Annotated in this window: 13 protein-coding genes; 5 read left to right on the forward strand and 8 right to left on the reverse strand. The window is 61.7% G+C overall.

Annotated features, from left to right (window positions below; genetic code table 11):
• Position 1: 1 nt before the first annotated feature.
• From C495_RS09150 to C495_RS09170, 5 genes are all read left to right on the forward strand, one after another.
• Positions 2 to 322 carry a NifU family protein gene (locus C495_RS09150; protein ID WP_008162173.1) on the forward strand — a complete coding sequence of 107 codons (321 nt, stop codon included), beginning with the start codon at positions 2 to 4 and terminating at the stop codon, positions 320 to 322.
• Between the two features lie 166 nt (positions 323 to 488).
• Complete coding sequence (gene pepF / locus C495_RS09155) at positions 489 to 2,303, forward strand: oligoendopeptidase F (RefSeq protein ID WP_008162174.1); 1,815 nt, start codon at positions 489 to 491, stop codon at positions 2,301 to 2,303.
• Positions 2,304 to 2,368: 65 nt separating this feature from the next.
• Complete coding sequence (gene pan2, locus C495_RS09160) at positions 2,369 to 3,601, forward strand: proteasome-activating nucleotidase Pan2 (RefSeq protein WP_008162175.1); 1,233 nt, start codon at positions 2,369 to 2,371, stop codon at positions 3,599 to 3,601.
• Between the two features lie 63 nt (positions 3,602 to 3,664).
• The gene (locus C495_RS09165) at positions 3,665 to 4,144 is read left to right on the forward strand and encodes a pyruvoyl-dependent arginine decarboxylase (RefSeq protein ID WP_008162176.1); all 480 of its coding nucleotides are present in this window, start codon (positions 3,665 to 3,667) and stop codon (positions 4,142 to 4,144) included.
• Between the two features lie 83 nt (positions 4,145 to 4,227).
• Complete coding sequence (locus tag C495_RS09170) at positions 4,228 to 4,626, forward strand: DUF5811 family protein (protein ID WP_008162177.1); 399 nt, start codon at positions 4,228 to 4,230, stop codon at positions 4,624 to 4,626.
• Between the two features lie 81 nt (positions 4,627 to 4,707).
• Here C495_RS09170 and C495_RS09175 read toward each other — a convergent pair whose 3' ends face one another.
• The 8 genes from C495_RS09175 to C495_RS09210 form a co-directional block, all read right to left on the reverse strand.
• Positions 4,708 to 5,106, reverse strand: coding sequence for a DUF6276 family protein (locus tag C495_RS09175; protein WP_008162179.1), 399 nt, complete (start codon positions 5,104 to 5,106; stop codon positions 4,708 to 4,710).
• 18 nt (positions 5,107 to 5,124) lie between these two features.
• Entirely contained in the window at positions 5,125 to 5,844 is a 720-nt protein-coding gene (locus C495_RS09180; protein ID WP_008162181.1) for a V-type ATP synthase subunit D, read from the reverse strand.
• A gap of 217 nt (positions 5,845 to 6,061) precedes the next feature.
• Positions 6,062 to 7,675 carry a long-chain-fatty-acid--CoA ligase gene (locus C495_RS09185; protein ID WP_008162184.1) on the reverse strand — a complete coding sequence of 538 codons (1,614 nt, stop codon included), beginning with the start codon at positions 7,673 to 7,675 and terminating at the stop codon, positions 6,062 to 6,064.
• 156 nt (positions 7,676 to 7,831) lie between these two features.
• Positions 7,832 to 9,250 carry an ATP synthase subunit B gene (locus tag C495_RS09190; protein WP_008162186.1) on the reverse strand — a complete coding sequence of 473 codons (1,419 nt, stop codon included), beginning with the start codon at positions 9,248 to 9,250 and terminating at the stop codon, positions 7,832 to 7,834.
• 2 nt (positions 9,251 to 9,252) lie between these two features.
• On the reverse strand, positions 9,253 to 11,016 hold the full coding sequence (locus C495_RS09195; protein ID WP_008162188.1) for an ATP synthase subunit A: 1,764 nt from the start codon (positions 11,014 to 11,016) through the stop codon (positions 9,253 to 9,255).
• Between the two features lie 4 nt (positions 11,017 to 11,020).
• Positions 11,021 to 11,350, reverse strand: coding sequence for a V-type ATP synthase subunit F (locus tag C495_RS09200; RefSeq protein ID WP_006066297.1), 330 nt, complete (start codon positions 11,348 to 11,350; stop codon positions 11,021 to 11,023).
• Positions 11,347 to 12,414: a V-type ATP synthase subunit C gene (locus C495_RS09205; RefSeq protein WP_008162191.1), complete on the reverse strand. Its 1,068-nt coding sequence runs from the start codon at positions 12,412 to 12,414 to the stop codon at positions 11,347 to 11,349. Before C495_RS09205 ends, C495_RS09200 begins: the two co-directional genes overlap by 4 nt.
• Complete coding sequence (locus C495_RS09210; protein ID WP_008162193.1) at positions 12,411 to 12,992, reverse strand: V-type ATP synthase subunit E; 582 nt, start codon at positions 12,990 to 12,992, stop codon at positions 12,411 to 12,413. The genes C495_RS09205 and C495_RS09210 overlap by 4 nt, the downstream gene beginning before the upstream one ends.
• Between the last annotated feature and the right edge of the window lie 4 nt (positions 12,993 to 12,996).

Here is a 12,996-nt window from a genome sequence, read left to right on the forward strand (position 1 = left end):
CATGAACGACTCTGCCAACACGCAGTCTTCGGAAGACGCCGTCAGAGAAGCCGTCTCCCTGTTCCTCCAGCGGAACTTCCCCCAGATTCAGGCCCACGGCGGCGACTCCTCGATCACCGAGGTCGACCTCGAGAAGCGACACGTCTCGATCAACCTCACGGGAGCCTGCAGCGGCTGTGGCGTCAGCCCGATGACGACGCAGGCGATTCAACGGCGACTGCCGAGTGAGATCGACGAGATCGACCACGTCTCGGTGACGACCGGATTCGACGGACTAACCGAGGGAACCTCACGAAACATCTCAGACGACGTCCCGTTCTGAGACGGACTGCTGTAACTGCAAACGGGTCGCGGTCCCACCGGTACTGACAATACAGCAGACCGTCTGAACGGGTGGGTTCGGCTCCGCCACTGGTCGGCGACAGTACCGCTGTCCGGTATCTTCGGTGTTCGACACGTTTTACCACCTTCGTTCCGAAATCGGTGGTATGAGTTCCGTTCCCGAACGCTCCGAGATCGACGAGGAGTATACCTGGGCCCTCGAGAGCATCTACGCGACCGACGACGACTGGCAGGCCGCCTATGAGTCGGTCGCCGAGCGCGTCGACGAACTTGCTGCCTACGAGGGACAGGTCATCGACGACGCCGAAACGCTTCTCGCCGTGCTCGAGTTACGCGACGAGATCATGCGCGAGGTGTCGACGGTCGCCGCCTACGCCCGAATGCGCCGCGACGAAGACACGACGAATCAGGAGTATCAGGCGCTGACTGCTCGCTCGCAGTCGCTTGCGGCTGACACCCAGTCTGCAGCCTCCTTCATCGAACCCGAGATTCAGGAACTGACCCGCGAGGCGTTCGAGACGATGGTCGAGGCCGAACCCGCCCTCGAGACCTACGACCACTACATCGACGACGTCCTCCGGATGAAACCCCACACCCGCTCGGCGGAAGTCGAGGAACTGCTCGCCGATCTGAGCGAGGTCACGGGTGCAACGGGAGAAGTCTACACGATGCTCTCGAACGCCGATATGGAGTTCCCCACCGTCGAGGAGCCGCGAGACGGTGAGGCCGTCGAAATCACACAGAGTAACTTCGTCAACCTGCTCAAACGCCCCGACCGGGAGTTTCGCCAACAGGTCTACGAGGAGTACTTCGACGAGTGGGCGTCGGTCCGGAACACGGTCGCGTCCACCTACAAAAACAGCGTCAAAGCCGACGTCAAGACGGCACAGGCGCGAAACTACGACACCGCCCGCGAAGCCGCTCTCGACGGTCCCAACGTCCCCGTCGACGTCTACGACACGCTCGTCGACACCGTCCACGACAACCTCGATAAGCTCCACCGCCACGCCGAACTCAAACAACAGGCGCTCGAGGTCGACGAGCTTCAGATGTGGGACATCTACATGCCCCTGACCGGTGACGAAGGCCCCGAGGTCGACTACGAGCAGGCGACCGAGTACGTCGTCGACGCGCTCGAGCCGCTGGGCGAGACGTATCAATCACGCGTCGCCGAGGGACTCGACTCCCAGTGGGTCGACGTCTACGAGAACGAGGGCAAACAGTCCGGGGCCTACTCCGGTGGCACCTACGACACCCAGCCGTTCATCCTGATGAACTATCAGGACGACATCTCCTCGATGTACACGTTGGCCCACGAACTCGGCCACTCGATGCACTCGGAGCTCACGAAAGACGAACAGCCGTTTATCTACTCCGGCTACGAGATTTTCGTCGCCGAAGTCGCCAGCACGGTCAACGAAGCCCTGTTGACGAATCACTTACTCGAGACCGTCGACGACCCCGAGTTCCGCAAACACGTCTTAAACGAGTTCGCAGAACGCGTCCGCTCGACGCTGTATCGGCAGACGCTCTTTGCGGAGTTCGAACACAAAGCCCACGAACTCGAGGAAGCGGGCGAGCCGCTGACGGCCGACCGACTCGACGAGCTGTATCAGGGGCTCAAAACGGAGTATTACGAGCCAGCAGCCATCGACGACCGCATCGCCACTGAGTGGATGCGTATTCCCCACTTCTATCGGGCGTTTTACGTCTACCAGTATGCGACCGGGATCTCCGCCGCGCTGGCCATCGTCGACGAAATTCTGCCCAACGGCGCCGGCGGCGAGCCGGACCGGGATGCGGCCGAGGACTACCTCGAGTTCCTCCGCCGTGGCTCCCGCGAGTATCCCCTCGAACTCCTCCAGATCGCCGGCGTCGACATGAGCACGTCCGAACCGATCGACCGGGCGCTCGAGACCTACGGCCAGCGACTCGAGGAGATGGACGCGCTGCTCGAGTAGCACGCGAAAACCGTCCGCGACCCAAAGGCACATTTATCGTGGGGGACTTACGAGCGTACGTCAGGATGTCTCGAAGCCCGTCTATTCCAGACCGACCTCACCGCGATATCGACCCCGATCTTCCCGACGATGAGCGGCTCGAGGCGCTCCGCGGGCACTTTGCCGATCTCGTGGACGTCAACGAACAGCTCTCCGACCAACTCGAGGCGGCCGACGAACGCCGCCAACAACTCCGCGAGCGTGCCGACCGCATCGAGCGCGAAAACGAGGCGCTCAAAAGCTCCTCGCTGTACATCGCCACCGTCGAGGACGTCCTCGAGAACGACGAGGTAATCGTCAAACAACACGGCAACAACCAGGAGGTGCTCACCGACGTCTCGCCGCGCATTCTCGAGGAAGTCAGCGCCGGTGATCGCGTCGCCGTCAACGACTCGTTTGCGATCCAGACGATTCTCGACGCCGAGACTGACGCGCGTGCACAGTCGATGGAGATCACCGAGAAGCCGGCGGTCACCTACGCCGATATCGGCGGGATCGACGAGCAGGTTCGTGAAGTTCGCGAGGCCGTCGAACAGCCGCTTGCCGAACCCGAACTGTTCGACGAAGTCGGTATCGAGCCCCCAAGCGGCGTGTTGCTGTACGGGCCACCGGGGACCGGGAAGACGATGCTCGCCAAAGCTGTCGCCCACGAGACCGACGCCACGTTCATCAAGATGGCTGGCTCGGAACTCGTCCGCAAGTTCATCGGCGAAGGCTCCCGGCTCGTCCGCGACCTCTTCGAGATGGCCCGCGAACGCCAGCCGGCGATCATCTTCATCGACGAGATCGACGCGATCGCGACCACGCGGACGGAGTCGAAAACCTCCGGCGACGCCGAGGTCCAGCGGACGATGATGCAACTCCTCAGTGAGATGGACGGCTTCGAGGCCCGTGGCGAGATCCGTATCATCGCCGCCACGAACCGTTTCGACATGCTCGATCGCGCGATCCTCCGCCCCGGCCGGTTCGACCGCCTCATCGAGGTGCCCGAACCCGACCGCGACGGTCGCGAGCAGATCCTCCAGATTCACACCCGCGGCATGAACGTCGACGACGACGTCGACTTCGAGGCACTATCTGAAGAGACCGAAGGCTACTCCGGGGCCGAAATCGAAAGCCTCGCCACCGAAGCCGGCATGTTTGCTATCCGCGACGACCGTGACGAGGTCCACCACGAGGACTTCCTCGAGGCCCTAGAGAAAATCGAAAACGACGACTCGAGCGACGTGGTCTCCTCGGCCGGCTACTTCTACCAGTAGGGCTACTGACGGGTTTTTCAGCCGGATCGCAACGCCTTACGCTGTCCGTCCCCGAACACGGACATGAGTCAGATTCGAGTCGTCTGGGGATCGGCATCTGCGCCGACCGAAATGGCCTCGTACGACGCTGCACTCGCAGCGGCTGGTGTCGAAAACTACAACCTCGTCTCCGTCTCCTCCGTGATTCCAGCGGCAACTGCCGTCGAAGCCGTCGGTACCGCACCCAACCTCGGCCCTGCCGGCGAACGGCTGACCGTCGTCGAGGCTCGAGCCACCACGGCCGGCCCGGGACAGGTATCCGCGGCGCTCGCGTGGTCACAGTCCGTCGACGACGGGCCGGGGCTGTTCTACGAGGTCGCGGGTGAGACTGACGCCACGGACGTCGACCGGCGCGTTCACGAGGGACTGCGCGCGGGTCAGGAACTGCGCGACTGGACGTTCACCGACCCGAACGTCGTCGTCGAGAGCGAGCAGGCCGAGTCGGGAACGTACACAACAGCGCTCGTGCTGGCGGTGTACGGCGACAGCGACCCGATTTGTTAATCAGTGACAAGTCGGTCTGTCCGAATTGTCCGAAGGCGAATCCTTTTTACCCGCCAGCCCATTGGTCCGGGTACACACTTCTCATGAACGGAAATACGCCGTACGCAGGGCTGCCGGGAGAAACGGGTGCTGGTCAGCGTGCCGCGGCGGACGTTCCGGACCTCTCGCGGGCACAGAAACGTCTGCTTCACCGTGATGTCTCGCGAATCGCTGCCCGTACGCGAGAGTTCCTCCCCGACGAATACGTCGTCGACTCCGATATCTCCAGTGGGCTGACCGGTCCACAGGTCACCGTCGCTGTCCGACCGCCGATCGGCCACGCCGTCAGCGCTGGCTTTACCCCGGACGTCGACGAAGTCCCAGCGGCCGAAGAAGTCATCACTGCTGCCGAACGCGACGAGGTCGCCCGTGGCCTCGCTGCAAGCGCCGCACTGCAGGTCAAACAGGCCGTCAGCGACAGCGTCACCCCGACCGCGAAGTAACCCCGCGTTCGATTCTCGGGCATCGTGCCCACACACGTTTTCACCAACCGAACAGCCATGGCTCGAGTCGTCGTCGCGAACTCAATACAGTAGCTGCTCGAGTTGGTGTCGTCGTCGCTCGAGGTCGATCGCTGGCTCCACCGTGGGAGTAGCACTGAGTCGATCGAGGACCAACAGCGGGTCCGTTCCCGCCCGCTCGACGTCCTCGAGCAGCGTCTCGATCGCCGATCGGTTGGTCGCAAGCGAGGAACACAGCCCCAGTGCAAGCGCCAGTGGGACCGCGGCGCTCGCCGTCGTCGGAAACGCATCACTGACGCGCGTGAAATCCGGCTCGGCGGCGGGCTCGGCCGACTCGGCTGCCTCGACGGTGAGACAGCGCGGACAGAACGTTGTGACTGTCGCGTTCGCCGGCGTATACTGTCGGTACGATTCGGGGACCGAAAAGACGATCGTCGACGTTCCACACTCTGAACAGGCCATCGTCGGTCGCAGACGTGCTCAGTCGTCGCCAGCGGGTGCCTGTTCGAGTTCCGACTCGTCGGCCTCCTCGGCCTCGGCGGCTTCTGCTTCAGCCTCCCGCTCTGCTTTCTCCTGTTGTTCTTTCTTCTCTTTGATCTTCTTCAGACGGAACGTCTCCTCGCGTTCCTGTTCCTCAAGTTTCTGCTCGATGTACTCCTGGTTCTCGTAGAGGTCGGGCAGGAGTTTGAACTCGAGTGCGTTGACACGGCGCTTGGTGGTCTCGATCTCTTTGAGCATCTTCTTCATCGCCGTCTCGACTTCGGCGGCGAGGATGATGCTTTCCAAGAGGTCTTCGTAGGCTTCGGCGGCTTCGTCGATGCGGGCAGAGGTGCCCATGATCCCGTAGCCACGCTGATCTAAGCTCTTCGAGACTCTCGAGGACTCGATCTGCGGGACGACGACGCCCATGATGTTTTTCGACTCGGTGGTGATCTCGGGGTGTTCTTGCAGTGCAGCGGCGGCCCCGCGAACGGCGACGTCGCCTTCCATGGCTCGCGCCATGTTAATTTTCTTCTGGGCTGCGTTGTAGTCGTCGGCTAAGTCACCGCGAACGTCCTGGGCTTTGTCCAGGATGTCCATAAACTCCATAATCAGCCCGTCCCGTTTCTTCTCTAAGGTGCCATGCCCGCGCTCGGAGAGTTCGATCCGATCCTCGATCTCCATCAGGTTCTTGCGGGTGGGCTTGACGTCCTTGGCCATCTTGTGGGGGGATTGAGCCCCCAGTCGGATAACTGTTTACAGTTTTTTGCGTCGTGAGCCGTTGCCACGCCTCGACGGCCCCCTCCGAACCGGAGCTCTGTCGTCGACGGATTCATACTGTCTGCTGTATGCCAGCTCCGGCGGGATCGCGATCCGTCCTGTGATCCAACCGGTACATCGGGACCGAAACCGTATCAGCCGCTCGCTGGAAGCGTCGTTATCCCTGCCCGACCATCTGGTCTTCGTCTTCCCACTCCTCCTCTCGGAGTTCGTACTTCTGGACTTTCCCTGTCGCCGTCGTCGGCAACTCCGCGACGAACTCGATCCGGTGGACCGTCTTGTAGCCCGCGAGGTTGTCACGGGTAAAGGCGACGAGGTCCTCTTCGGAGACTCCCGGCTCGTCGGGATCGCCACTCGTCGGGACGACGAACGCCTTCGGCGTCTCGCCCCATTTCTCGCTCGGTGCTGGGATCACCGCCACGTCCGAGACCTCGGGGTGGTCGAACAGCGTGTCCTCGAGTTCGATACTCGAGATGTTCTCGCCGCCGGAGATGATGATGTCCTTTTTGCGGTCCTGGATCGCGATCATGCCGTGTTCGTCGATCGTCGCGAGATCGCCAGTGTGGTAGTAGCCCTCGATACGGTCGGTGAACGCCTCCTCGGTGGCGTCGGGTTTGCCCCAGTATTTTTCCATGATCTGGTTGCCACGGACGACGACCTCGCCGAGCGTTTCGTCGTCTCTCGGGATATCGTTGCCGTCCTCGTCGACGACTCTGATCTCGGTTCCCAAGAAGGCCAACCCCTGCCGTTTCTTGATTCGGAACCGATCGTCGCTGTCTGCCTCGAAGAGTCGTCCGGCGTCGGAGGTCGTGATCAGCGGTCCCGTCTCGGTCGCCCCGTAGACGTGTTTCAGATACCAGCCGAACTCGTCTTCGACGGTTCGGATCGTCGCCTCCGGCGGCGCGCTGCCGGCGGTCGCGAGTCGGACCGGGGCGTCGCCAGTCGTCTCGGGTTCGTGTTCGATGTAGTAGTCGACCAGCATGTTCAACACCGTCGGCGCGCCGCACATGTACGAGACGTGCTCCTCGCGGACCGTCTCGAAGATCTCTGCGGCGTCGATGCCGCGCGTACAGACGTGGGTCGCACCGATTCCAGTGACGGCGAAGATGTGGCCCCAGCCGTTGGCGTGGAACATCGGCAGCGTCCACAGGTAGACGTCGTCGTCGCTGATCTCCTGGTGGGCGACCGTCAGATAGGCGTGGATCGTCTCCCCGCGATGTGTTCGACAGACGCCTTTCGGATCGCCCGTCGTCCCCGAGGTGTAGTTGATCGTAATGATCTCGTCTTCGTCCATCTCGGGCCGGTCGTACTCTGTCCCGGCATCCTCGAGGACGGCATCGAAACTCTCCCACTCTCCCTCGACGGCGTCGACGTCGTTCGTAATAAACGTCTCCGTTGGCACGTCGTCGCGAACCGCCTCGATGTTTTCGGCGTACTCGTAATCGGCGTAGATGGCGTCGACGTCGGCATCCGACAGGATGTACGCGAAGTCATCCGGTGTGAGTCGGTAGTTCAGCGGGGTGTGGATCGCCCCTGTCTGCATGATTCCGTACGCCGCCTCGAGGTGGTAGTGAGTGTTCGGGTCCAACACCGCGACACGGTCGCCTTTCTCGATCCCACGCTCCTGCAGCGCTGCCGAGAACCGATCGGCCCGCTCGCCGAGTTCGTCGTACGTAAACCGTTCCCCCGTCGTGGCGATAACCGCCTCGCTGTCCCCGTAATGCGTTCGTGCCCGGTCTAAAAACTCCGGCACGAGCAGTGGCTTGTGCATACATGCCATAATTCAGCCACCGGGTATACGATTGTTTCGATATACTACCTCACAGTCATATTGTCAGATCGACACGCACCCGTCAGAGACGTACGCGTGTCTCGCCAGCGCGTATCCATCGTAAAAAACGGGTTCCGCGGGAAACTGCAGTGGTGCTCAGTTGGCCTGAACCGCTTCTGCTTCCTCGGTGTCTTCGCGGTAGTGCTCTTCGATGAGGTCCTCGTCGATGCGGTTGAGCGCCTCTTTCGGGAGGTCCGACAGCAGATCCCAGCCGAGTTCGATCGTATCGTCGATCGAGCGGTTGGTGTCGTACCCCTGCTCGACGAACTCCGTCTCGAAGCGGTCTGCGAAGTCGAGATACTTGTTGTCCAGTTCGGACAGCGCCTCGCGACCGACAATGTTCACGAGGTCGCGAAGGTCTTCACCCTCTGCGTAGGCGGCGTACATCTGGTCCGAGACGTCGGCGTGGTCACCGCGGGTGAGACCCTCACCGATCCCGTCGTCCATCAGCCGCGAGAGGCTTGGCAGGACGTTGATCGGCGGCTCGATACCCTGACTGTTGAGGTCCCGATCCATCACGATCTGGCCCTCGGTAATGTAGCCGGTCAGGTCAGGGATCGGGTGGGTGTCGTCGTCGCCGGGCATCGTCAGAATCGGAATCTGGGTGACCGATCCTTCCTTCCCCTCGATTCGACCGGCACGCTCGTAGAGCTGTGCCAGGTCAGTGTACATGTATCCGGGGTAGCCACGTCGGCCCGGAACCTCCTCACGTGCGGCACCGATCTCACGAAGCGCCTCACAGTAGTTCGTGATGTCAGTGAGGATGACGAGCACGTGGTAGTCCTTCTCGAAGGCGAGGTACTCGGCCGTGGTGAGCGCGAGTCGCGGCGTGACCGTCCGCTCGACTGCGGGGTCGTCCGCGAGGTTCATGAAGACGACCGATCGCTCGAGTGCGCCCGTGCGCTCGAAGTCGTCCATGAACTCGTTTGCCTCTTCTTGCGTGATTCCCATCGCACCGAAGATGACTGCGAACTCCGAGCCATCTTCGTCGTCGCCTTCCTCTTCTTCCGGCACGGTTGCCTGCCGGGCGATCTGGAGTGCGAGGTCGTTGTGGGGGAGTCCAGAGCCAGAGAAGATCGGCAGCTTCTGGCCACGGACCAGGGTGTTCATCCCGTCGATACCGGAGACACCGGTCTGGATGAACTCTTCGGGGTACTCCCGGGAGAAGGGGTTGATTGCTTCGCCGACGATGTCTTCACGGGATTCGGGGACGATCTCCGGACCGCCGTCGATCGGCTGTCCGGACCCGTCAAGCACCCGACCGAGCAGGTCCTCGGTGACGGGCATCTTCATCGTCTCGCCGAGGAATCGAACGGACGCGTTGCGGTCGATACCGCCCGTCCCTTCGAACACCTGGATCGAGACGAGTCCCTCGCTCGATTCCAGCACCTGTCCGCGGAGTGTTCGTCCGTCGTCGGTTTCGATTTCGACGATCTCGTCGTAGCCGACCGGTTCGTCGACTTCGGCGAACACCAGCGGGCCGCTGATCTCAGTGATTGTCTGGTATTCTTTCATGGTTAGTACAGACTCCGAATCTGTTCTTCGAGATCCGATTCGAGTTCGTCAATGAACTCGTTCCACTCATCGGACGTGTTCATCCGGTTCAGGCGTGGCGTGGCATCGACATCCTGAATCTCCTCGACTGGGACGCCTGCCTCGAGTGCATCGAAGGCTTCGTCGTTGAACGTCTTGATCGCGAGAAGCATCCGGTAGGTCTTTTTCGGTTCACAGTAGGTGTCGACGTCGTGGAACGCGTTCTGCTGGAGCCATGCCTCACGCAGGTAGCGTGCGACTTCCAGCGTGAGCTGCTGGTCTTCCGGCAGCGCGTCTTTCCCGACGAGTTGGACGATCTCTTGGAGTTCGTCCTCCTCGTCGAGCACGTCGACGGCCCACTGACGGACCTCCGGCCAGTCTTCTTCGACGTTCTCTCGGAACCACGGGTCGAGTTGCTGTCGATACAGCGAGTACGACTCGTTCCAGTTGATCGATGGGAAGTGCCGACGCTCTGCGAGGTCGGCGTCCAGTGCCCAGAACGTCTTGACAATACGCAGGGTGTTCTGAGTCACTGGCTCGGAGAAGTCGCCACCAGGTGGCGAGACAGCGCCGATCGCCGTCACCGAGCCTTCGGTCCCGTTGATGTTCTGGAACTTGCCGGCACGCTCGTAGAACTCCGAGAGCGAGGCGGCCAGATAGGCGGGATACCCCTCTTCGCCGGGCATCTCCTCGAGTCGGCTCGAAATCTCACGCATGGCCTCTGCCCACCGGGAGGTGGAGTCGGCCATCAGTGCGACGTCGTAGCCCATGTCACGGAAGTACTCCGCGATGGTGATTCCCGTGTAGATACAGGACTCACGGGCTGCGACGGGCATGTTGGACGTGTTCGCAATGAGACACGTCCGGGACATGAGCGGCTTGCCGGTCTTCGGGTCTTCCAGTTCAGGGAAGTCCTCAATGACCTCAGTCATCTCGTTGCCACGCTCACCACAGCCGACGTAGACGACGATGTCCGCGTCGGCCCACTTGGCGAGTTGGTGCTGGGTGACCGTCTTCCCGGAACCGAACGGACCGGGAATCGCGGCCGTCCCGCCTTTGGCGATCGGGAACAGACCGTCGAGGATGCGCTGGCCACTGACCAGCGGTACCGTCGGCGTTTCCTTCGTATCAGCAGGACGGGCCTGTCGAACGGGCCACTCCTGGTGCATCGTGATCTCCTCGCCGGAGTCGAGTTCGACGACGACTTCGTCGACCGTGAACTCGCCACTTTCAACCGACGTGACTTCGCCACCCTCGTAATCCGGCGGCACCATCACCTTGTGGGTGATGCTTTCGGTCTCGGGGACTTCACCGACGATGTCACCGGAGCCGACGGTATCGCCTTCGTCGACGGTTGGCGTAAACTCCCACTCCGTCTCGAAGTCGATACCGGGGGCGTCGACCCCACGGTCCAAAAAGGCCGTTCCCATCTTCTCCTCGAGGACGTCGAGTGGACGCTGGACACCGTCGTAGATGGCGTCCAGCACACCCGGTCCGAGGTCGACGCTCAGGGGCTCGCCCGTGTTCTCGACGGGTTCGCCCGGTCCAACGCCGGAGGTTTCTTCGTAGACCTGAATTGTGGTCAGGTTCCCTTCGATCTCGATGACCTCTCCCATCAGCCCTTCGTCGCCGACGTAGACGACGTCGTTCATCCGGGCGTCGAGGTCCGCAGCGGTCACGACTGGACCGCTCACGCTTTCGATTACACCGTCTTCGTCGACGGTTTCGATGTCTTCTGCCTGGCTCATTGTGTTACTCGCTGTCTTCTTCCATTAGGTCGATACCGATCGCACGCTTGATCTGCTCGCGCAGTCCGCCGCCACCGGTTCCGCTGCCGATGGTGACGACGACCGGTTCGACGCTTGTTTCGACGGTCTGGCGCACGTTTCGCGACAGATACTCGAGGTCGTCGTCGTGCATGACGACGATTCCGACTCCCTCGTCATCGAGGACGTCAGTGACGGCATCGTCGAGCTCCGCTCCTTTGTCGTCGTCCGGGACGTTCTCGAACCGGCGGACGCCCGCAAGACGGAAGCCGGTCGTAAACTCCGGACTGCCAACGACTGCGATTTCCTGGCTCATAGGATCACCAGCTCTTCTTCAATCTCGCTTTCCTCGAGGCCGACCTCTCGACCGCGCGCGATCGCACGGATGTTTTCGACCTCGCGTTCTTTCGCGAGGATATACGACAGCACGGCCGAGACGGAGGCCGGATAAATGCTCGAGAGCGTATCTGCGTACTCGAGCAACGCAGCGTCTAGTGCGTGCTCGAACTGGATAAGGCTGTCAGCATTGCGCAGCCGATCCATCGCCCCCGAGAGGCGCTTGCCGTAGCGTTTGTTCTCGCCGATGTGATCGACGAGCGCATCGTAGTCGTTGACGAGTCGGTTCAGCTCCGACTCATCGAACAGCACGCCGCCTTCGATGTAGTAGGACGCGGGGTCGAGATCGGCACCGCTGCGAGCGAGTCGCAGGGCGTTCCGGGCGTTCCGGAAGTCGATCTCCGCTTGCAGGAACTCGACGTACTTCGCCTCCGGTCCCTCCTGTGGCTCGGCTGCCGGACCGCGGGAGAGATCGTCGAGCAAGTGCTCGTAGAACTCCCGGTCCAGCGCGTTCTCGAGCGGGACGAGCGCACCGGTCTCTTCGAACTCCTCGTAGGCGTCGGAGAGGGGCTCGTAGTAGATCGTCCGGTTGAGCACTTCGATCGCGTCCTCGATCGTGTCGACTTCGAGCACACGATCGATCGTTGCCTCCTCGAGTTCGCCGGCCATGATCAGGTCCGTCCTGATCTCCTCGGGGTCGGTTTCGGTGTAGATCCCGCGGATAATGGTCTTCAAGTTCCAGACGTCGAACTTTCGCAGGTAACGCGAGATGAGGTCGTACAGTTGCCCGTTCGACCAATCAAGCAGATCATGGAAGTGTTTTGCGAGATTCCGGTTGAGCGCGTACTCGATCAGGTCGACACCCGAGAAGCGTGCGCCGAGTTCGTTGATCTCGCGTTCGTACTCCGATTCTTCCATGAACCGTGCGATCCCGCTCGGCCCCATCCGGATCAGCTTCCGATAATCTTCGTCCGCGAACAACGAGGCTCGGCGTGACCGAACGCGAGCGTTCACGTATTCCGGATTCGAGGCACCTACACTCATTGCTCGAAGAGTTGGTTGCTGATCGTCCGAAGGTTGTCTTCCCAGACGTCCTCGAGAACCGAGTCGAACGTGTTGTTCACTCGGACTCGGGACTGTTCGCTCTCGACGACGACGCCGCCGAGACAGTCGTACTCGCCGGCGAACGAGTAGCCGTCGTACGACTCGAGGATCTCCTCGAGCAGGTCCTCGTCGCTGGCACGACCGTAGACGCTGACGTCGTCGTCGGCGTCGAACTCGTCGCTTGCAGCCTCAAGCAGCGTCTGCGTCAGCTCTTTGCGGCTGTCTCCCTCGAGGGATGCGAGTTCGTCTTCGACCTGGTCGTGGACGTCGCCGAGGACGTCGCGGCGGGCCTCCAGACGCTTCTGTTTCGCCTCCAGCTTGGCGCTGGAGAGTCGCTGTTCACGCAGCTGTTCGATCTCACGATCGACTGCGTCTGCTGCGTCGGCGACGATCTCCTCGGCGTCCTCCTCGGCGGCCGATTCGATCTCTTCGGCGCGCGCTTCGCCCTCGGCACGGATGTCCTCCGCACGCGCGTGGGCCTCTTCTCGAATGTCTTCTACGACTGTGTCCAAACTCATTGGT

Source organism: Natronorubrum sulfidifaciens JCM 14089, from assembly GCF_000337735.1.
In the GTDB taxonomy this organism is placed as follows: Archaea; Halobacteriota; Halobacteria; order Halobacteriales; family Natrialbaceae; genus Natronorubrum; species Natronorubrum sulfidifaciens.

Bases quoted from the DNA above. Each gene is read 5' to 3' on its own strand.
- C495_RS09150 (WP_008162173.1), top strand. From the start codon at position 2: ATGAACGACTCTGCCAACACGCAGTCTTCGGAAGACGCCGTCAGAGAA.
- pepF (WP_008162174.1), top strand. From the start codon at position 489: ATGAGTTCCGTTCCCGAACGCTCCGAGATCGACGAGGAGTATACCTGG.
- pan2 (WP_008162175.1), top strand. From the start codon at position 2,369: ATGTCTCGAAGCCCGTCTATTCCAGACCGACCTCACCGCGATATCGAC.
- C495_RS09165 (WP_008162176.1), top strand. From the start codon at position 3,665: ATGAGTCAGATTCGAGTCGTCTGGGGATCGGCATCTGCGCCGACCGAA.
- C495_RS09170 (WP_008162177.1), top strand. From the start codon at position 4,228: ATGAACGGAAATACGCCGTACGCAGGGCTGCCGGGAGAAACGGGTGCT.
- C495_RS09175 (WP_008162179.1), bottom strand. From the start codon at position 5,106: ATGGCCTGTTCAGAGTGTGGAACGTCGACGATCGTCTTTTCGGTCCCC.
- C495_RS09180 (WP_008162181.1), bottom strand. From the start codon at position 5,844: ATGGCCAAGGACGTCAAGCCCACCCGCAAGAACCTGATGGAGATCGAG.
- C495_RS09185 (WP_008162184.1), bottom strand. From the start codon at position 7,675: ATGCACAAGCCACTGCTCGTGCCGGAGTTTTTAGACCGGGCACGAACG.
- C495_RS09190 (WP_008162186.1), bottom strand. From the start codon at position 9,250: ATGAAAGAATACCAGACAATCACTGAGATCAGCGGCCCGCTGGTGTTC.
- C495_RS09195 (WP_008162188.1), bottom strand. From the start codon at position 11,016: ATGAGCCAGGCAGAAGACATCGAAACCGTCGACGAAGACGGTGTAATC.
- C495_RS09200 (WP_006066297.1), bottom strand. From the start codon at position 11,350: ATGAGCCAGGAAATCGCAGTCGTTGGCAGTCCGGAGTTTACGACCGGC.
- C495_RS09205 (WP_008162191.1), bottom strand. From the start codon at position 12,414: ATGAGTGTAGGTGCCTCGAATCCGGAATACGTGAACGCTCGCGTTCGG.
- C495_RS09210 (WP_008162193.1), bottom strand. From the start codon at position 12,992: ATGAGTTTGGACACAGTCGTAGAAGACATTCGAGAAGAGGCCCACGCG.